14 protein-coding genes are annotated in these 19,643 nt (G+C 71.3%); 7 read left to right on the top strand and 7 right to left on the bottom strand.

From position 1 onward, the window contains the following. Positions 1-2: 2 nt before the first annotated feature. Positions 3-1,250, bottom strand: a complete 1,248-nt coding sequence (locus ACWEPL_RS36920; RefSeq protein WP_355191377.1) for an ABC transporter substrate-binding protein — start codon at positions 1,248-1,250, stop codon at positions 3-5. A 130-nt stretch (positions 1,251-1,380) separates the two neighbouring features. Here ACWEPL_RS36920 and ACWEPL_RS36915 point away from each other — a divergent pair, with 130 nt between their 5' ends. Genes ACWEPL_RS36915 through ACWEPL_RS36905 form a run of 3 tightly spaced genes read left to right on the top strand, consistent with a single transcriptional unit; the run spans position 1,381 to position 4,876 of the window. Further along, entirely contained in the window at positions 1,381-1,887 is a 507-nt protein-coding gene (locus ACWEPL_RS36915; RefSeq protein ID WP_350729978.1) for a PadR family transcriptional regulator, read from the top strand. Further along, positions 1,884-2,612, top strand: a complete 729-nt coding sequence (locus ACWEPL_RS36910) for an ABC transporter ATP-binding protein (RefSeq protein WP_350729980.1) — start codon at positions 1,884-1,886, stop codon at positions 2,610-2,612. The genes ACWEPL_RS36915 and ACWEPL_RS36910 overlap by 4 nt, the downstream gene beginning before the upstream one ends. After that, positions 2,609-4,876: an ABC transporter permease gene (locus ACWEPL_RS36905; RefSeq protein ID WP_363962773.1), complete on the top strand. Its 2,268-nt coding sequence runs from the start codon at positions 2,609-2,611 to the stop codon at positions 4,874-4,876. Before ACWEPL_RS36910 ends, ACWEPL_RS36905 begins: the two co-directional genes overlap by 4 nt. Here ACWEPL_RS36905 and treS read toward each other — a convergent pair. Both treS and ACWEPL_RS36895 read right to left on the bottom strand, forming a co-directional pair. Next, entirely contained in the window at positions 4,863-6,578 is a 1,716-nt protein-coding gene (treS, locus tag ACWEPL_RS36900; RefSeq protein ID WP_355191382.1) for a maltose alpha-D-glucosyltransferase, read from the bottom strand. The two genes, ACWEPL_RS36905 and treS, sit on opposite strands and share 14 nt — an antisense overlap. A gap of 264 nt (positions 6,579-6,842) precedes the next feature. Then, positions 6,843-8,477, bottom strand: coding sequence for an asparagine synthetase B family protein (locus tag ACWEPL_RS36895; RefSeq protein ID WP_363962774.1), 1,635 nt, complete (start codon positions 8,475-8,477; stop codon positions 6,843-6,845). 139 nt (positions 8,478-8,616) lie between these two features. Here ACWEPL_RS36895 and ACWEPL_RS36890 point away from each other — a divergent pair, with 139 nt between their 5' ends. The 4 genes from ACWEPL_RS36890 to ACWEPL_RS36875 all read left to right on the top strand — a co-directional run bounded on the left by ACWEPL_RS36890 (position 8,617) and on the right by ACWEPL_RS36875 (position 13,900). Next, the gene (locus ACWEPL_RS36890) at positions 8,617-10,461 is read left to right on the top strand and encodes a hypothetical protein (RefSeq protein WP_452438913.1); all 1,845 of its coding nucleotides are present in this window, start codon (positions 8,617-8,619) and stop codon (positions 10,459-10,461) included. A 22-nt stretch (positions 10,462-10,483) separates the two neighbouring features. Beyond that, positions 10,484-11,107 carry an anticodon-binding protein gene (locus ACWEPL_RS36885; protein WP_452438912.1) on the top strand — a complete coding sequence of 208 codons (624 nt, stop codon included), beginning with the start codon at positions 10,484-10,486 and terminating at the stop codon, positions 11,105-11,107. A gap of 124 nt (positions 11,108-11,231) precedes the next feature. Beyond that, positions 11,232-12,614 (top strand): diaminopimelate decarboxylase, encoded by a 1,383-nt coding sequence (gene lysA, locus ACWEPL_RS36880; RefSeq protein WP_350729989.1) that lies wholly within the window; start codon positions 11,232-11,234, stop codon positions 12,612-12,614. Then, positions 12,611-13,900, top strand: coding sequence for a homoserine dehydrogenase (locus ACWEPL_RS36875; protein WP_363962777.1), 1,290 nt, complete (start codon positions 12,611-12,613; stop codon positions 13,898-13,900). The genes lysA and ACWEPL_RS36875 overlap by 4 nt, the downstream gene beginning before the upstream one ends. Here ACWEPL_RS36875 and ACWEPL_RS36870 read toward each other — a convergent pair. The 4 genes from ACWEPL_RS36870 to ACWEPL_RS36855 are packed head-to-tail and all read right to left on the bottom strand — an operon-like array spanning position 13,897 to position 19,530. Next, positions 13,897-15,588: a glycosyltransferase gene (locus ACWEPL_RS36870; RefSeq protein ID WP_452438911.1), complete on the bottom strand. Its 1,692-nt coding sequence runs from the start codon at positions 15,586-15,588 to the stop codon at positions 13,897-13,899. The genes ACWEPL_RS36875 and ACWEPL_RS36870 overlap by 4 nt on opposite strands. Beyond that, a complete protein-coding gene (locus ACWEPL_RS36865; protein WP_452438910.1) occupies positions 15,585-17,600 on the bottom strand; it encodes a glycosyltransferase in 2,016 nt (671 codons plus the stop codon). Before ACWEPL_RS36865 ends, ACWEPL_RS36870 begins: the two co-directional genes overlap by 4 nt. Continuing rightward, a complete protein-coding gene (locus ACWEPL_RS36860; protein ID WP_452438909.1) occupies positions 17,597-19,096 on the bottom strand; it encodes a glycosyltransferase in 1,500 nt (499 codons plus the stop codon). The genes ACWEPL_RS36865 and ACWEPL_RS36860 overlap by 4 nt, the downstream gene beginning before the upstream one ends. Beyond that, positions 19,093-19,530: a hypothetical protein gene (locus ACWEPL_RS36855; RefSeq protein WP_363962781.1), complete on the bottom strand. Its 438-nt coding sequence runs from the start codon at positions 19,528-19,530 to the stop codon at positions 19,093-19,095. Before ACWEPL_RS36855 ends, ACWEPL_RS36860 begins: the two co-directional genes overlap by 4 nt. Positions 19,531-19,643 lie beyond the last annotated feature (113 nt).

Below are 19,643 nucleotides of genomic sequence, written 5' to 3'. Positions count from 1 at the left end.
CCTCACTGGGTTCTGATGATCTCTTCGATTTCGGACTTCATGGAGACCGCGGCGTCATCCGCGGACTCGGTGGAGGGGTTGCCGAGCGCCTTGGCGACCGAACTGGCGATCACCAGGCTCAGCTGGTTGTAGTTGGCGCTCACCGGCCGTGCCTTGGCGGCGAGGATGCTCTCCTTGAGCACGGGCAGGTAGGGGAAGCGCTTGATCAGGGCGGGGTCGTCGTAGAGCTCGGTCCACACGGGCGGGAAGGAGCCCTCGGTGAGGACGCGGCGCTCGTTCTCCAGGCTGGTGAAGTAGCGGATGAACTCCTGCGCCGTGTGCTGATGCTTGGAGTACGCGCTGATGGCGAGGTTGGCGCCGCCCAGCGTGCTGGACCCGGGGCCGTTGAGCCCCGGCAGCCGGGTCACCCCCAGCTTGTCGCCCAGTTTCGCCCTGGCCGGGCCGTAGCCGTGTGGCCAGTTGCGGGCGAAGGCGAGCCGGCCCTCCTGGAAGGCCAGGCGCGTCTCCTCCTCCTTGTAGCTCAGTGACTCCTTGGGGATCCAGCCCTCGCGCAGGCCCTGGAGCAGGAAGTCGAGTGCGATGCGCGTTTTGGCCGGATCGAGGGTCACCTCGGTGCCGTCCTTGCTGACGATCTGCCCGCCGGCGGACTGCAGCGCCTCGGAGAAGTTGACGGTGAGCCCTTCATACGCCAGGAACTGCCCGGCATAGCCTCCAATATCGTTCTTTTTCATTATTTGTCGGGATTGGTCGCGAAGCTCGGCCCACGTCCGTGGCGGCTTCTTGACCAGGTCGGTCCGGTAGTAGAGCAACCCTGCGTTGCTCGTGTACGGGACGGCCCAGAGCTTGTTCTTGTAGACCGCCGTTTCCACGACGGGCGGCAGGAACCTGTCGAGCGGGAACAACCCGCGCTCCAGGGGGATGATCCAGCCGTTCTCCGCGAACTCGGCAGTCCACACCACGTCGAGCCCCAGTACGTCGTACCGGCTGCTCTTGGCCTGGAGGTTGGCCACCATCTGAGCGCGCTGCTCGTCGGCGGCCTCGGGCAGCTCCAGCAGCGTCACCTTCTCGGCCGGGTGGGCCTGGTTCCAGCGGTCCAGCAAGGGTTGCAGGTACGCCGTGGTGTCGCGACCGGTGGCGAACGTGATGGGGCCTGTGCCGCCCGTGCCCGTTTCGCCGCCGCCCTCATTGCTCGCGGGCGCGCAGCCGGCCGCCGCCAGGAGGACGACCAGGGAGAGCGTGAGCGAGCGCACTCTGTTTCCTCCACGTTCAGAGTGATTTACATACGTGTTAGGTAGATGCATTCATGTTATGCACACATGTAATCTGTAGGTCAACGGCTAGATACGTAACGCGTTCGTAACACGGCGGGGAGGTGGGGCGGTGCGGCTTCACCTGCTGGCGCTCCTGGCTAAGGAGCCGGCCCATGGGTACGAGCTCAAACAGGCGCTGGAGCAGACGTTCGGCAGCGCCTATCCGTCCCCCAACATCGGCCAGATCTACGTCACGCTCGGCAGGCTGGAGAAGGACGGCCTCGTCCGGGCGGTGGACGTGGAGCAGTCCAACCGGCCCAACAAGAAGGTCTACTACCTCACCGCCAAGGGCCGGGACGTGCTCACGCTCTGGGTGGACGAGCCCACCGAGGGCCCCAGGGTGCGCGACGAGTTCTTCATGAAGCTCGTGCTGGCCCCGCTCACCGGCATCGCCGACCGGATGGCGCTGATCAGTCGTCAGCGCCGCCACTACCTGTCGCTCATGGGCGATCTCAACGACCTCCTGGCCCGCACTGCGCCGACCGACCGGGTGGCCATCCTCCTCATCGAGGGCGCCATGCTCCACCTGCAGGCGGACCTTGACTGGCTGGAGCGTTGCCAGGAGGATCTGGCATGAGCGCGGTTGTGAAAACGGTCAATCTGGTCAAAATCTACCAGGATGGCGCAGTGCCCGTGCCTGCCGTACGCGGCGTGGACCTGCAGGTCGAGCCGGGTGAGTTCGTCGCGATCATGGGTCCGTCCGGCTCCGGGAAGTCCACGCTCGTCCACATGCTGGGCGGGCTCGACACCAGGACGAGCGGCGAGATCTGGCTCGACGGCAAGCGCGTCGACACGCTCTCGGAGAGCGCCTGGGCGCTGCTGCGGCGCAAGAAGGTCGGGTTCGTCTTCCAGTTCTTCAACCTCGTCGCCAACATGACCGTGGGCGACAACGTCGAGCTGCCCGCGCTGCTGGCCGGGGCCTCGCCGAAGGTGGCCCGCGAGCGCAGGGAGAGCCTGCTCGGCGCGCTCAACCTCACCGACCGCGCCGACGCCTCGCCCGCCCAGCTCTCCGGAGGCGAGCAGCAGCGGGTCGCGCTGGCCAGGGCGCTGGCCAACCAGCCCAGCGTGCTGCTGGCCGACGAGCCCACCGGCAACCTCGACAGCCGTAACACCCGCGACGTGCTCCGCCTGCTCAGCGACGTCCACAAGGAGGGCCAGACGATCGTGATGGTCACCCACGACGCGCGCGTGGCGAGCCTGGCCGACCGGCTGGTGTCGCTGTTCGACGGGGAGATCGTGGACGACGGCCGCATCGCGCGCCGCCGCACGCGCACGGCCGGCGAGGTGATCGACCTCAGATGAGTGCGTCTTTGGCGGGGAGCCGGTGGATCAAGGCCGACCTGCGGGCCCGGAAGGGCCAGGCGGTGCTGACGGTGCTGACCGTGGCCGGGATCGTGGCCGCGCTGATCACCGCGGCGACCCTGCTCGAGGAGGGCACCAACCCGTGGCGCAGCCTGTTCGCCCAGACCGACGGCGCCCACGTCTGGCTCTACACCGACGACAGCCCCCAGGCTGACCTGAGCGGCATCGACGGCGTGACGCAGATCGCGGGCCCGTACCGCTCGGCGCCCGTGACCGTGGCGCAGGAGGGCAAGAAGGAGCCCGCGGCGCTGCGCGCGATGCCCGCCGCGCCGCCGCAGGTGGCGCACCCGCTGGTGGCCGAGGGCAGGTGGCTGGATCCCTCCCAGCCCGACGGGGTGGTCGTCGAGCGCTCGTTCGCGACCTCGCTGCGGCTCAGGATCGGCGCGCCCTTCACGATCATCGCGCTCAGCGGCAAGCGCCACACCCTGTACGTACGCGGCATCGCCGACTCCGCCGAGCAGGGCTTCTACCCCCAGTGGACGCCCGGCCTGGCCTACGTCCTGCCCGTCATGCTCGACCGCATCGAGCCCATGCTGGGCCGCAGCGAGTGGGTGACCGGGCTGCGCCTGGCCGACCCCGACGCCACGCAGGTCGTCTCGCAGCGCGTGGTCGTCATGCTGGAGGACAAGCTCCAGCGGGTCTACACCTGGCGCGAGGTCAGGGCCGCCATGGAGCTGGACAACCGGCTGCTGGGCACGCTGCTGGCGCTGTTCGGCGTGGTCGGGCTGGTGGCCGCCGCGCTCGCCCTGGCCAACGCGGCCGGCGGCCGGGTGCTGGCCCAGCTCCGCGACCTGGCCACGCTCAAGTCGATGGGCTTCACCAGGGGCCAGCTCGCGCTGCTGCTCCTGGCCGAGCACGGCGCGCTGGGCCTGCTCGGCGTCGCGATCGGCGCCGTGGTGGGCTGGGGCGTGATGGCGGCGATGCTCGGCGCGACGTCCGTGGCGCCGATCCCCGTGCTGGCCATCGTCGCGGGGACGGCCCTGGTGGTGCTGGCCGCCGTGGGGCTGCCCGCGTGGCGCGGGGGCCGCACGCCGCCGATCCCCGACGCGCCCGCCCTGCCGCCGCGCGGCCGCCTGTCCAGGCTGGCCCGGCTGGCCCTCCTCGTACGCCTCCCGCCCGCCCTCGTCCTCGGCACCAGGGACGCCTTCACCAGGCGCGTGCCGGCGTTCCTGACGGCGTTCGGGCTGGCCGTGCCGATGATGATGGTCACCATCGGGCTGGGCGTCTGGGCGACGCTCGACAACTTCGCCGACCACCCCGAGCAGGTCGGCCAGCACGCGAGCCTGTACGTCAGGCCGGGCAAGGCGGAGCCGGCCGAGGCCGAGCGCGTCGCCAAGCTGGACGAGGGCGTGGAGACGGTCTATCCGGGCACCGACGTGGACGCCCTGGCGCCCGGAATGGCCCGTTCGGTCCGCGTGCGGGCCATCGGCAGCTCGACGGAGCCGTACCCGTTCCCGGTGGTCGAGGGGCGCATGTACGGCCGTCAGGGGGAGGCGGTGGCCGGGCAGGGCCTGCTCGACCTGCTGGGCATCAAGATCGGCGACCGGGTGCGGCTGACCGTGGGCGGCACGCCGCTGATCGTCAGGATCGTCGGCAGGACTGTCGAGCCCGACCTCGACGGCGAGGTGATCTCCGTGGGGCTCGACAGCCTGGCGGCCAAGGACTCGGTGCCGCCGGAGTACTACGCGCTCGCCCTCAAGAGGGGCGCGGACCCCGCCGAGGTGCGCGGGCGGCTGCTGTCGGAGTCGGCCGAGAGCCTCGACGTGCAGGCCGCGGTCAACCCGGCGGACCGGCTGTCGATCATCCGGGTGGTGATCGTGGCGCTGATCGCCGTGCTGATGCTGATCGGCCTGGCCAACCTGCTCACCGCCAGCGCGCTCGGGCTGCGCGACCACGCGTTCGACCTGGCCGTGCTCAAGGCCATGGGGCTGACGCCGCGCCAGGTCATGGCCACGCTGGTGACGGGCACCGGGCTGCTGGTCGTGCTCGGCGTCGGCGTGGGCGCCGCGGCGGGCATGTCCGTGGTGACCGGGCTGATCGACCTGCAGGGTCACACGAGCGGCGTCGGCGCGGGCATCGGGCGCGCGCCCTCCGCCCTGACGCTGGCCGTCGCCGTCGTGGGAGCCGTGGGCACGGCCCTCGCGGTGGCGCTCATTCCCGCCCGCCGCGCGGCCCGTGCCCAGGTGCCGGTCACGTCGCGCTGAGAGCGGCCTTTTCCTTCTTCTTCAGCGCGAACCAGTAGAAGCCGTGCCCCGGCAGCGTCAGCAGGTACGGCAGCTCGCCGACCGGCGGGAACTCCACCCCGCCCCGCGCCTCGACCGGGACCATCCCCTCGAACCTGCGCAGGTCCAGCTCGACCGGCTGCGGGAATTTCGACAGGTTGTTCACGCAGAGCATGATGTCGTCGCGGTCCTCGCGGACGAAGGTGAGCACGGAGGGGTTCGACGACCACATTTCCGTGTACGCCCCCACGCCGAACACCGGGTGGTTGCGCCGGATCTCCAGCATCTTGCGGGTGAAGTGGAGCAGCGAGCCCTCATGGCGCTGCTGGGCCTCCACGTTGACCGCCTGGTAGCCGTAGATCGGGTCCATGACCGCGGGCAGGTAGAGCCGTCCGGGGTCGGCGGAGGAGAACCCGGCGTTGCGGTCGGGGCTCCACTGCATCGGCGTGCGGACCGAGTCGCGGTCCTCCAGCCAGATGTTGTCGCCCATGCCGATCTCGTCGCCGTAGTACATGACCGGCGAACCCGGCAGGCTCAGCAGCAGGGCCGTGAACAGCTCGATCCGGTCCCTGTCGTTCTCGAGCAGCGGGGCCAGACGCCGGCGGATGCCCAGGTAGGCCCGCATGCGCGGGTCCTTGGCGTACTCCTTGTGCATGTAGTCGCGCTCTTCCTCGCTCACCGTCTCGAGCGTGAGCTCGTCGTGGTTGCGAAGGAAGATGCCCCACTGCGCCTTGTCGGGCAGTTTGGGCGTGCGCGACATGATCTCGGAGATCGGCTCGCGGGTCTCCTTCTTGACCGCCATGTAGATGCGCGGCATGAGCGGGAAGTGGAAGGCCATGTGGCACTCGTCGCCCCCGGTGGTGGGGTCGCCGAAGTATTCGACCACGTCCTCGGGCCAGCCGTTGGCCTCGGCCAGCAGCACCCGGTCGGGGTAGAGGCGGTCCACCTCGGCCCGGACCTTCTTCAGGTACGCGTGCGTCTCCGGCAAGCCCGAGCACGCGGTGCCCTCACGCTCGAACAGGTACGGCACCGCGTCCAGCCGGAAACCGTCGATGCCCAGGTCCAGCCAGAACCGCAGGACCTCCAGCATGGCCTCCTGCACCGCCGGGTTGTCATAGTTCAGGTCCGGCTGGTGGTGGAAGAAACGGTGCCAGTAGTACTGCTTGCGCACCGGGTCGTAGGTCCAGTTGGACTCCTCGGCGCCGATGAAGATGATCGGCGCGTCGGGATAGCCACCAGGGTGGTCCGACCACACGTAGAAGTCGCCGTACGGACCCTCGGGGTCGTGCCGGGACGCCTGGAACCAGGGGTGGCGATCGCTGGTGTGGTTCATCACGAGGTCGGTGATGATCCGCAGGCCACGTTCGTGAGCCTTCTCGATCAGCTGCACGAAGTCACCCAGGTCCCCAAAGTCCGGGAGGATCTTCATGTAGTCCGAGATGTCATATCCGCCGTCGCGCAGGGGCGACTCGTACAGCGGCAGCAACCACAGGCAGTCCACGCCGAGCCACTCGAGGTAGCCCAGCTTCTCGATGAGACCGCGAAGGTCGCCGGTGCCGTCGCCGTTGGAGTCCTTGAACCCCCGGACGAGAATCTCGTAGAACACCGCCCGCTTGTACCAGGCAGGATCCTCCGAGACGAACGCCTCGGAGATCGGCTCCGGCAATGGGGATGCGTTGATCATAATGTCGCTCACAGGAAGAGATGTGGGCAGGACGAAGTCACCGGTTACCCCGGCGTTACTATCTGGTGACCGCGCCGCGTGGAGTCGTCATCCCTGCGAACTCCACTGCCCTGAAACGAGACCGGATTTGTGATCTGGTGCCCGTTTGTGCGGCGCTTACGGGCCGAACACTACCAGCCCGTTGGCTTTCCGGAACCCGCTTCTGCTGTACGAGGGTTAATACCCGTGAGATCCGTACGTAATCGCCCTGTTACCGAGAGTTCACTAAAAAGGTGGCGCGAGGTCCGAGAGGTCGTTCTCGAAGTCGCTCAGCCACAGCCCGAAGAGCACCAACCCCCGCACCCAGAACCGATCGTTCCAGCCGTTGAACCTGGTCAGAGCGTCGGGACCGCCTGAGACCACCTCGTGCAGCTCGTCCGACAGCAGTCCCGGCACGCTTCTCACCACAGTCTCCAGCATGCGGTGCGAATAATTTCGGGCGGGGGCGGCCGTCGAACGCAGCGGCACCCTTTGGAGCGGCTGCTTGACCACATTCGTCGAGGGGAGTGCGGCCACCCGTGGATTGGCCGCGTGGAGCACTTCGCGGTAGAAACGGCCCTTGTCCTTGCGGGCCACGCCGACCGACAACGCGGCGTCGAAGAAGCGCGGGTCGATGAACGGCGCCGCGAACGACGCCTCGGGCCCCACCAGGTTCACCGCGGAGCGCGCGATGCCGCGCACGGTCCTGGTGTGCAGCACCGACAGCGGCAGCTCGGCGCGGTGCCCGTGGAGCATGGAGGTGGCGGCCAGGAACTGCTCGCGCACGGTCTCCTCCATCCACTGGGCGGCGGCCTTGGACAGGAACGGCTGCGAGGGAGCCCCCAGCGACAGAGAGCCGAGCACGGCCGCCGAGCGCTCGGCCTGCGTCGTGGCCTCCAGCGCGGCCCCGCTGACCATGAAGTTCTTCAGCAGCGGCCCGCCGGCCAGGCCGTCGACCAGGACCCGGCCCGCCTTGTGCACCTCCTTGGCGAAGGGCGCGTACCAGGCGTGGTGCGGCGTCAGGTATTCGAGCCTGCGGGCCACCTCCACGACGTCGTCCGGGTAGTCGGCGGCGTCCTGGGTGATCACCCGGTGGGCGATGCCCAGCTCCCTGGTGATCGACCTGGCGAACGCGATGTCGGTGTCGGTGCCGTCGTCCGGGCTGGTCGTCCAGGACTCGACGTCCATCCCGCGGGCCTTGGCCACGCTCGCCAGCAGCCGGGAGTCGTAGCCGCCGCTGACCGGCACGAGCAGCTTGCGGCCGTCGTAGTCCTGGTAGACCTCGTCGAGCAGCTCGACGATCTCGCGCGGGCTGATCCACCGCTCGTACGGCTCCGAACGCAGCCAGCGCGGCAGCCTGCGCTCGGTCGCGAGCCTGCCGTGCCGCCACACCAGGGCGCTGGAGCCGGGCAGCCGCTTGACGCCCGCGTACGGCGTCGCCTCGCCCAGCGGGAACGTCACCTGCAGGATCGACGCCCACGCCGACCAGTCGATCTCGACCGGCACCAGGCTGAGCAGCGGCTGGATCTGCGACGAGAAGTAGACCGCGTCGCCGAGGCGGACGTAGTAGACGTCCACGAGGCCCAGGGCGCCCGTGTGGAGCGTGACACTGTCGGCGTCGCCGATCAGCCCGGGGGTCTCGAACGTCTCCGCGACCGTCATCCAGTCGTCGTCGCCGGACGGCTTGCGCTCGCCCCAGGAGAACGCGTACGCGTGCCCCAGGCGGTGGTAGGGCGGCAGCGGCGCCGAGCTGAACAGCGCCGCGTCGGCCGACTGGAGCGCGGGCAGGAGTCTCGGGCCCGCCGCGGTCAGTTTGCCGAGTATGGCGGGGTCGATCCGGCCGAGAGCGCCGCAGACGTAGGGCCGCACGTTGAACTGCACCGGATCTCATCCCTTCGAGACGCTTCAGGCAAAAAGAGTATCCTTTGCCGGGCTGAGGGAGCGGAGGTCGCGTGAGCGAGCGCAGCGAGGGAACAATCGGATACAGCGTCTTGGTCACCGGGCCGACGAAGGAGGCCCGGTGACTACTGAGCTTGAAAGCACACGCCGGGCGTTGCGGGATGCCGTCGCGCAGGCCGAGCGCGCCGCCGAGCTGGCCAGGCTGCTGGACGCCGCCGAGGCCAAGCTGGCCGCCGCCGAGCAGAGCGCCGCGGAGGCCAGGTCGCTGGCCGAGCGGCTGAGCGAGGCCGAGGATCGGCTGGAGGTCGAGCAGGCGGCCGCCGACAAGCTGCGCAGGGAGCTGGCCGAGCAGCGCTTCCAGGCCGAGGTGGCCAACTGGAAGCTGTCCTCGATCAAGGTCGCACGCTGGAACCGCCTCGGTGACGCGATCAAGAGCGGCAAGAGCAACCCGGTCAGGCTGGCCAAGGGGCTCAGGGGCGCGGCCAAGCCCGTCAAGCGGCCCATCGCGCCCAAGCGCAAGCCCCCCACGGCCGCCAAGGCCAAGGACGAGCGCCCCGGGGCGGCGTTCCAGGCCACCACCACGACCAGGACGCTCGGGGGCGCCTCCTTCAAGCTCAAGCCCTTCCGGGTGCCGACGGGACCCAACACCAGGCCGCACCTGACTGCCGCGGTCATCGCCGACCCGCACGCCGAGGCGCTGCTGCGGTACGAGTGGCGGCAGACGACCGGCTTCACGCCGCGCGACTTCGCCAGGGTGCTCCCGCTGGAGGTGCCGCACCTGCTGGTGGTCGAGTCCGTCGAGCACGGCCCGTGGGCCGAGGAGATCACCGGCGAGCCGGGCGAAGGGCTCAAGGCGCTGCTGGCCTGGTGCGCCGAGCGCGGCATCCGCACGGTCTTCTGGCACACGCGGGGCGACGTGGCCGCGTACGCGGCGGCGGCCGAGCTGTTCGAGCACCGGTTCACGACCGATCTCACGGTGGCCTGGCCGCGGTTGCAGTTCGGGGTGCAGCCGCGGGTGCACAACCCGCTGCCGCTCTCCGGCGGGCGCATCGACCGGCTCCTCACGCTGGACCAGCTCCTGCCCGGGCACCTGACGTACCCCGACGTGCTGACCTCCTACCGCTGGCCGGCCGCGGTGGACTGCCCGCCGGGCACGCCCCAGTGGCGGTTGGCCGAGCTCGCCGCCTGCGGCACGCCCATCGGCACCGAGGCCGACACGCGGCGGGCGCACGTGGCGCTGCGGCGGGCGTACCAGATGGGCACGATGACCGAGCGGGTCGACGAGCTCCTCGACGCGATCGGCCTGCCCAGCGCCCGCGCCACGCTCAACACCTCGGTGCTGCTGCCGATCATGGACCCGTACCTGATGGAGCACGCGCTGGCGCAGGTCGCCAAGCAGTCGGGGGTCGACCAGCTCATCGTCATCGGGCCGCCGGAGTCGGAGCTGCGGGCCCGCGACGTGCTGCCGGACGTGGAGGTCGTCTACCGCCGCCCGCACCCGGCGATGACCGAGGGCGCGATGCTCGACGCCGGCATCGACCTGTGCGAGGCCGACCTGGTGGCGGTCATGGACCCGCGCGACGTCTACGGCCCGCACTACCTGTCGGACCTGCGGCGGGCGTTCCTCTTCAGCACCGCCGACATCGTCGGCAAGGCGGCCTTCTACGCCCACCTCCGCAAGCCGCAGGCCACGCTGCTCAAGCAGCCCGAGGCCGAGTACGCCTACCTCCCCGAGATCGCCGGGGCGACCCTCCTGGCCCGCCGCAACACCCTGCGTGAGATCGGTTTCGCCGACCTCACGGACGGGTGGGACGAGGTGCTCATGCGGCAGTGCCGGACGGACGGGATCAAGGTGTTCTCGGCCGACCGGTTCGGCTACGTGCGGGTACGCGACGAGGACCGCTGGCTGCTCGGGGCGGCCCACCTGGTCGAGTACGGCTCCGCCGAGCCGCACGCGCTCATCTGAGCCCCCGGGCTAGGGTTCGACCATGACACCCGCGGAACTGGCCGAGGTGCTGGGGGAGCCGCCGGTGCCCGAGGGGACGTGGGAGGGGGAGGCCGTCTACGTCTCCGCCGCGGCGCTGCGCCGGAAGGTCCCCGCCGAGTCGCTCGCCGGGCGGGTGCGGGAGCTGGACGGGGTGTCCCTGGTGGAGGTCCGGCGGGACGGGTTCCTGCGGATCGTCGTCGGCGAGCCGGGGGAGCTGCTGGCGGGCGTCGAGCCGCTCGACATCCCGGAGCCCCCGTGGCCGGACTTCCCGCGGACCTGGGACAACCCGGGGTTCGTGGTGCGGTACGGGCACGCCCGGGCCCGCGCGGTGCTCAGGTGGGCGCGGGAACTGGGGGTGCCGTCGGAGGGGTTCAGGGGGGAGCTGCTAGACGGCCCGTACGACCGGCGGGTGCTGCGGGTGCTGGCCGAGCTGCCCGGCCGGAAGGTCAGCAGGGAGCCGGGATGGGAGACGTACCTCGTGCGGCTGGCTCTGGCCTATCACGACGCGCACGAGCACGCGCCCGCCGTCCCGGTCGGCGACGAGGCGCCGGGGCCGGTGCACACGGCGCGGGTGCGGCTGGCCGAGACTGTGACTGGTGTGCTTCCTGGGCCGGAACGGATGTAGCGGGTCGCAAAATATTCGGCCAAACGGCGAAAAATCGTAAAAATATCCCTTCTGGGGCTTGATCGCGTCTCGATACGTGGGCAGAGGGTCATGGCTTAGTTGCGGTTCCGATAGCCTCGATCAGGTGAGTCGATTCGTCCATCCCGCCGGGGACCGGCACGCCGAGATGCTGCCCCACGAGCGCCCTCCGCTGGCGCCCGCCGACCTCAACCGGATCAACCCAGCGATCTGGCCGCGAACGTCGACCCGGACCGATGGCACGCTCACTGTCGGCGGCGTCGACGTGCGCGAGCTGGCTCGCGAGCACGGCACGCCGCTCTACGTCCTCGACGAGGACGACGTACGCTCGCGCATGCGCGACTACGCCACGGCCTTCGCCGGCTCCGAGGTCCACTACGCGGGCAAGGCGTTCCTGTGCAAGGAGATCGTCCGCTGGCTCGACGACGAGGGCCTTGGGCTCGACGTGGCCAGCGGCGGCGAGCTGGCGGTGGCGCTCAGCGTCGGGTTCCCGCCCGAGCGCATCACCATGCACGGCAACAACAAGTCCGTCTCCGAGCTGACCAGGGCGCTGGAGGTCGGGGTCGGCCACGTCGTGGTCGACTCGTACGAGGAGATCGCCCGGCTCGGCCACCTCGCCCAGCAGCTGGGCAAGCGGCCCAAGGTGATGATCCGGGTGACCACCGGGGTCGAGGCGCACACGCACGAGTTCATCGCGACGGCGCACGACGACCAGAAGTTCGGGCTGTCGCTCAACACCGGGGCGGCCGCGGAGGCCGTACGCCGGATCCTCGCCCTGCCGCAGCTCGAGCTCGTCGGGCTCCACTCGCACATCGGCTCCCAGATCGTCGACACGGCCGGGTTCGAGGTGGCGGCCAGGCGCCTGACCGCGCTGCTCGTGCAGATCAAGGAAGAGCACGGCGTCGTGCTGCCCGAGCTCGACCTGGGCGGCGGCTACGGCATCGCCTACGTCGAGGGCGACGAGGCGCCCGACATCAAGGAGCTGGCCGACGGGCTGCGCGAGATCGTCACCAAGGTGTGCACGGACGCGGGCCTGCCCGTGCCCAGGCTGACCGTGGAGCCGGGGCGCACCATCGTCGGGCCCGGCGGCATCACCCTCTACTCGGTCGGCACCGTCAAGGACGTCGAGGGCCTGCGCACGTACGTGAGCATCGACGGCGGCATGAGCGACAACGTGCGCACCGCCCTCTACGGCGCCGAATACACCGCGGCGCTGGTCAGCCGCGAGAGCACCGCCGAGCCCATGCTCAGCCGCCTGGTCGGCAAGCACTGCGAGAGCGGCGACATCATCGTGCGCGACTTCCACCTGCCCGCGGACCTCGCCCCCGGCGACCTGATCGCGGTGGCGGCCACCGGCGCCTACTGCCGGTCGCTGGCCAGCAACTACAACTACCTGCCCAAGCCCGCCGTGGTCGCCGTCTCCGGCGGCAAGTCGCGCGTGATCGTGCAGGGCGAGACCGAGGACGACCTGTTGAGGGGGCAGCTGTGAAACCGCTGAAAGTGGCGCTGCTGGGCTGTGGCGTCGTCGGCTCGCAGGTCATCAGGCTCATGCACGAGCAGGCCGCCGACCTGGCCGCGCGCATCGGCGCCCCGCTGGAGCTGGCCGGGGTCGCCGTACGCCGGCTCGGCCGCAAGCGCGACGTCGAGGTGGACCCCTCGCTGCTCACCACCGACGCCGAGGCGCTGGTCACGCGCGACGACGTCGACATCGTCATCGAGGTCATCGGCGGCATCGAGCCCGCCCGCGCGCTGATCGTCGCGGCCCTGTCCAAGGGCAAGTCCGTGGTCACCGCCAACAAGGCGCTGCTGGCCGAGGACGGCGGCACCCTGCACGAGGCCGCCAGGCAGGGCAACGGCGACCTCTACTTCGAGGCCAGCGTGGCCGGCGCCATCCCGCTGCTGCGTCCCCTGCGCGAGTCGCTGGCGGGCGACCACGTCAAGCGCGTGCTCGGCATCGTCAACGGCACCACCAACTACATCCTCGACAAGATGGACACCACGGGCGCGTCCTTCACCGACGCCCTGGAGGAGGCCCAGACGCTCGGCTATGCGGAGGCCGACCCGACGGCCGACGTCGAGGGCTTCGACGCCGCCGCCAAGGCCGCCATCCTGGCCGGGCTCGCCTTCCACAGCCGCGTGACGGCCGCCGAGGTGCACCGCGAGGGCATCACCGAGATCACCGCCACCGACGTGGCCTCGGCCAAGGCCATGGGCTACGTCATCAAGCTGCTGGCCATCTGCGCCCGTTCCGACGACGGCCGCTCGTTCGGGGTGCGGGTGCACCCCGCGATGATCCCGCGCTCGCATCCGCTGGCCGGGGTGCGGGAGGCGTACAACGCGGTCTTCGTGGAGGCGGAGTCGGCGGGGCAGCTGATGTTCTACGGCAAGGGGGCGGGCGGGGCGCCGACGGCCTCCGCGGTCCTCGGCGACCTGGTGGCCGTCGCCCGCAACCGCCTGGCGGGCACGCGCGGGCCGGAGGAGTCGACGTACGCGGACCTGGTGGCCCATCCCATGGGCGACACGGTCACGCGCTGCCACGTGGCGCTCGACGTGGCCGACAAGCCGGGCGTGCTGGCGCGGGTGGCGGAGCTGTTCGCCAAGCACGACGTGTCGATCCAGACGGTGCGCCAGGAGGGGCACGGCGACGATGCCCAGCTCGTCATCGTCACCCACCGCGCCACGGACGCCGCGCTGTCGGCGACCATGGAGGGGCTGCGCGAGCTGGACATCGTCCGCGCCGTCGCCGGCGTCATGCGCGTGGAGGGCGACGACTAGCCTTCGCGCGCGGGGGAGTCGTCGGGGAAGGCCAGGGCGCGGACCTTGCGGACGGCTCGCTTGAGCACCGTGCGGTTCTGGGCGCGGGCGAGGCGGACCGCCTCCCTGCGCCAGGCCTCGGCCTTCTCTCGCCAGCGCGCCGCGTCCCTGGCGTTCTTGCCCGTCTCCCGCCGCAGTTGCGCGAGCTCCGCGCGGAGGGCGGCGGTGCGCTTGCGGTAGAGGGCGATCTTCTTCTCGTGCTCGGCGCTGAGCCGGTCGAGCTCCGGGACGGGCCTCTTGCGCGGCGGGTAGACGGCGGGGCGGCGCTTGAATCCCCAGCTCTCCCCGTCCAGCCACTCCAGGCCGAAGAGGGCGTCGATCAGGTCGTCCCACTCGTCGTCAGGGGCGGCCACCAGGGCGGCTCTCGACTCGGCGGCCGTGCGGTCCAGCCTGGCCATCGTGACGCCGTGCGCCGTCTCGTCCAGGGCCAGGCAGAGGGAGCCCAGGTCGTACTGCTCCATGTGGTCCACCAGGCGTTCCACCGTGTCCTCCGACGGGACCCAGCCGGGCGGCACCGAGAGCCGGAACGGGGCCGTCCCCTCCAGGGGGCTGGTCAGGTGGACGCGGGGGTCGCCGGCGAAGTTGGCCTGGATGAGGCGGAGGTCGAGGTGCGGGTCGGCGAGCGGGGAGCGGCGTCCGGCGGTCAGGGACTCCCAGGGGCCGGGGACGGTGACCCTGACGTCCGGGATCGTGCCGGCCAGGAGGCCGTCCACCGTCGCCCGCACGTCCTCGTACGGGCCCGCCGGCACCGTCGCGTCCACGTACGGCACCAGCCACTGGCGGCCCGGATCCGTGCGGAGATAGCGGCGGTAGGGGACCCGGTCGGCGACGAAAGGGTCGTTGTAGCGCTTGAGCGCCGCGAAGTCGCGCATCGCCGTCGGCAGCCCGACGTGCCAGGCGCGGGACTCCGGGTCCGGGACGAACACCACGCCCGCCTGGGTGAGCCGGTAGCCCAGCTCGGTGTCCTCGGCCAGCACCAGGGACGTGTCCAGGCCGCCGATCGAGCGCAGGAGCTCGGCCGGGTACGACGCCGTGGCGCCCACGTGGATGCGGGTGGCCAGGGAGCTGGGGGCGGTGCGCAGGCCGTCGTGGTCGTGGATGATCTGCTCGGCCCAGTCGTGGCGGTGCGGTGACAGCGGGAAGAGCTCGCCCTCCTCGTCCGACTCCAGCGCCTGGCGTACCCGCTCCTGCGTCGGGAGGTCGGTCGCGGCGGTGAAGTCGATCCAGCCCAGGACCACCACGTACGGGGCCAGGTGGTGCCAGCGCAGCTGGGCCTCCACGTGGCGCCGGTGCGGGACCATGTCGGCGTCCAGGACGAGGACGACCTCGCCGGTCGCCGTGTCCAGACCCGCCTGAACGGCCCACGCCCGGCCCCAGCCGCCCGGCGGGCTGGAGATCAGCTTGGTCCTGGCCGGGACGAGCTCCGGGAGGTGGATCGGGGTGGCGCTGCCGTCGTCCACCACGATGACGTCGAGCAGGTGCTCGGGGTAGCTCTGGGCGGACAGGGCCGCCAGGGTGAGGTCCAGCGTCTCCTGGCGGTCGTGGGCCGGGATGACGATGGTGACGGTGAGCGTGGGCGTCCAGGCGCCCAGAGCGGGCGGCGCGAGGACGCCGAAGTCGTTGCGGCGGATACGGGGGATGCCGGTCATGGGAGAGGGCTCCCGTCCAGGGCCATGAGTGCGTTCGGGCGGAAGCCGCGCCACTGCTGTCTGTTGCGCTGAAGGAACGTCCCGATCGGCTCCTGCCAGGTGTGGTTGGCCGCCGGGCCCCTGCGCAGGATGTAGCCGAGCCCGTGCGTACGGTAGATCTGGCCCCCGGCCGCCTGCAGGGCCTCCTGGAACTGGGTGTCCACCGAGCGCCGCAACGGCCGGAACCCGCCCACCGCCTGGAAGGCCGAGCGCTCCACCAGGATCGTCCCGCCGGCGACGAAGCTGGTGATCTGCTCGGTGACCTGCCTGCGGTGCACGGTGACGTCGATGGAGGTCAGGTACACGAACTCCGGCACCGTGCCCACCACCTGGGCGCCCGAGTACGAGTGCGCCAGCAGCAGGTCGGACAGGAAGTCGGGGCCGTACCAGTCGTCGTCGTCCATCTTCAGCAGGAACGAACCCGAGGCCATGGCGGCAGCGTGGTTCAGCACCTCGCCGAACACGTCCTGGCGATCCGCCTCGAACACGGTCAGCTGGCCCTCGAACGCCTCGATCGCCTTGGCCACGTCCGGGTGGCCCTTCGGGACGCCGTGCAGCGCGAGGATCACCTCGAGCTCGGCGCCGCGCTGGCGGGCGACCTGGTCGAGCGCGAACGACACCATGTCGGTGCGGCGCGTGGCCAGCAGGACCGAGGTGAGCGGGGGCGCGGGGGCGGGCGCGCCGAGCTGCTCCCACCTCGCGGCGACGCCGTGCGTACGGAGCGCGGCGCGGCGCAGGCGGATGCTGTGCTCCTCGCGCCGGAGGTCGTCCGAGAGGTCCGGGCAGTGCTCGACGAGCTCGACGATCTCCTCGCCGAGCGCGCCCGCCCAGCGCGGCACGGCCTGCGCGCGCAGCGGCACCCCGGCGGCGGCCAGGCCGGTCAGCACCCGTACGGCGGCCAGGGGACCGCTGTGCGCGTGCCGCCAGTCCACGTCGACGCCGCGGATCTGCCGGAGCCTGGCCACGTCGGCGTCGGTGACCCCGCCGGACTCGGCGAACGACGTCACGACCTTGTCGTCCAGCACCACCGACCACCGGCCGTCCCGCTCCACCAGGGAGGCCAGGCCGCGGGAGGGGGTGGTGACGAAACCCTGGGGGTTCACGAGGCGTTCGTCCACGGGCGGGACCATGGAGGGCTCGCCCAGCACGTCGGGATCGGCCAGCGGGGAGTCGGCCATGCCCGGCCGTCCGAGGTGCTCCCAGGTCACCGCCCGCAACGTCGGCCGCTCGATGGGCGTCTGGTCCCCTGCCCACTCCACGGTTTCGGCGTCGTCATCGCCCGATGCCACGGCGTCCTGAATGGCGCTCGCACTCTCCATCGACGGGTGGCCGAGGGTGCGCAGGACCACGTCGCTGCCCGGCGCGCCGACCCGTTCGGGCACCGGGCCTGTCACCTCGGCGGGGGTCGCGTTGGGGTCGCCGGGGCGCCAGTCGGCCGCCCCGACGCCCGCGATCGCCGCCGCCGGGGCCGCGATCACGTCGAGGCGGTGGCCCGCGAACGCCCGCGCCGTCGCGGTCACGGTACGGCCCGCGGGCGTGACGGAGGAGAACCGGGCGTCGACCACCCAGACTCGGTTTTTGGGCTGGTAGACCCGCAGATCCGTCAAGGACCGCCACCGGTGCGCGGGGGTGGGGGTGGGGACCGGCGCGGGATGGGCGGCGGGCGTGTCGAGCACGGCCACGACCACCCGCTCGGCCTGTGGCAGCAGCTTGTGCAGCGTCGCGATCCTTCGCAGGTCGGCCGGTGTCCTGGCGAGCACGAGGACCTCGCCCACCTGCTCGGCCTCGTGGGGCGGCTCCAGCAGGTCCCGATCGAGGTCCACGACCTGCCGGGCCTCGCAGGACGTTCCCGAGGAGCGCCGGCGGGCGGTCGCGCCCACCCCGGCGGGTGTGGCGTAGAGGGGGGCGACGTCGTCGATCCCGGCGAAGAAGACCCGCGCTCCGGGCAGCTCCGCCAGCAGTTGACGGATCATCCGGCGCTCCGCAGGTGCCTGATCAGCGAGCTCAGCCCGCCCCGTCCCGCGGCCTCGTCGGCGGGCGGCTCGGCGGACAGCCGTTCGACCTCGGCCGCGAGCCGCTCCACCTCCGTCCGCAGCTCCTTGACCTCCCGCTGCCGCTCCCCGGCCAGCGCCCGCCATTTCGCGGGCTCGCCGGCCAGCGGCTCGGCCTCCTCCGCCGGCGCGAACCCGTACTCGCCCCCGCTGACCCACTCCGACCCGAACATCTCGTCCACCAGGTCGTCGGCCCGGCCCTCGTGGAGCGCGGCGCGGGAGAAGGCGGCCGTGCGCTCCAGGCGGGCGGCCGCGACCCCGGAGGCGTCCTCCGACAGCGCGACGCTGACCAGGCCGAGCAGGTCGCCGTCCGCGTGGCTCACCAGCCTGGAAAGCGTGTCGGCGCCCAGCGTCCACCCGGTGGGAACGCGGAGCAGGAAGGGGGCGGGCGCGGCGGAGGCGGGTACGCTCTCCGCGAACATGACCCGGGGCTCGTGCGCGTAGAGATTGTGCAGCAGGCGCAGGTCGAGGAGGGGGTCGTCGAGGCTGGAGCGGCGTTCGCCGGTCAGCTTGGCCCAGGGGCCGACGAGGGTGACGGCCGCGTCGGCGAGGGTGCCCGCGAGGGCCGAGTCCACGCTCGCCCGCGTCTGCTCGTAGGTGGTCGCCGTCACGACGACCTGGACGTACGGCACCCGCCAGTGACGCCGGGGATGGCTGCGCAGCCAGCGCAGATCGGGGATGAGATCGCCCAGGAAGGACCAGTTGTGCCGGTGCACCTCCTTCTCCCGCAGCATCACGGTGGAGGCGCCGACGTGCCAGGCCCTGGCCTGCGCGTCGGGGACGAACACCGCCCCCGCCTGCGCCAGCCGGTATCCGAGCTCGGTGTCCTCCGCCATGTTCAGGGAGGTGTCCACGCCGCCCGCCGCGCGCAGCAGCTCGGCCCGTACGGACGTGGACGCGCCCGTGTGCAGCAGGTACGCGCTGGCGCCCGCGTCCTTGAGCCACCGGGTCGACTCCAAGGTCTTCCTCGTGTACTCGGACTGGACGCCCTCCTCGCCCGGCTCCTCGACGAACCGGACGTCCCCGATCACCACCGCGTGGTCGATCAGGTGGTGCCAGCGCATATGAGCCTCGATGTGGTCGTCCGCGAGGAGCATGTCGGAGTCGAGCCAGTGGATCACGTCCCCGGTGGCCGCGAGCTGCCCGGCCTGCCGGGCCGCGCCGCGTCCCCACCCGTCGGCCACGCGTACCACCCGCGCGCCCGCCACCTCCAGCGGCGGCTCGCTGCCGTCGTCCGCGACCACGACCTCGACCAGCTCGGCCGGGTACGTCTGCCGCGCCAGCGCCGGGACCGTGCGCTCCAGCGCCTCCGCGCAGTCGTAGGCCGGGATGACCACGGAGACCCGCAGCGTGGGCTCCCACGCCCCCACCGCCGGCGGCCGCAGCGCCCCGTAGTCGTTGTGCCTGACCCGCGTCATACGGAGTCCCTGGCCAGCGCGCGAACCTCCGCGCGCAGCTCCTCCACCTCTCGCGCCCGCGCCATGGCGTTGACCCGGTCCTCCCCGAGCGAGGCCAGGATGGCGCCGAGGTCGTCGGCCCGCCGTCCGGCGGAGTCCTCGACGGCCTGCACCAGCAGGTCCAGCCTGGTCTCGATGTTCTTGAGTGCGGTCGTGGTCCTCGCCAGCTCGGCCTCGTACTTCTTGATCCGCAGATCGATGCGGTGCGCCTTGCCGTCGAGGCGGCGCACGGTGAGCACGAGGAAGGCGAGGGCCGCCAGGGTGACCAGGAAGGCCACCGTGACCGCTGCCGCGCCGAAAGTGATCAGGCCGGCGAGGAGGAGCAGGGCGAGCACGCCGGCGGTGAGAGCTGCGAGGAGTGCGGCGGTCGCTGCCAGTCGGCGGGGCGAGAGCATCCGCGCATACCTTTCGTTTGGAACATCAGAGGCGTCGAGGACATCACGGGATTATTGACACCTTAATAAACAACAGGCACCTACCGTGCCACACCTTCCTGGAGGAAAACTGA

Source organism: Nonomuraea sp. NPDC004186 (assembly GCF_053603495.1).
This window is presented reverse-complemented; position numbering and strand designations above follow the sequence as displayed.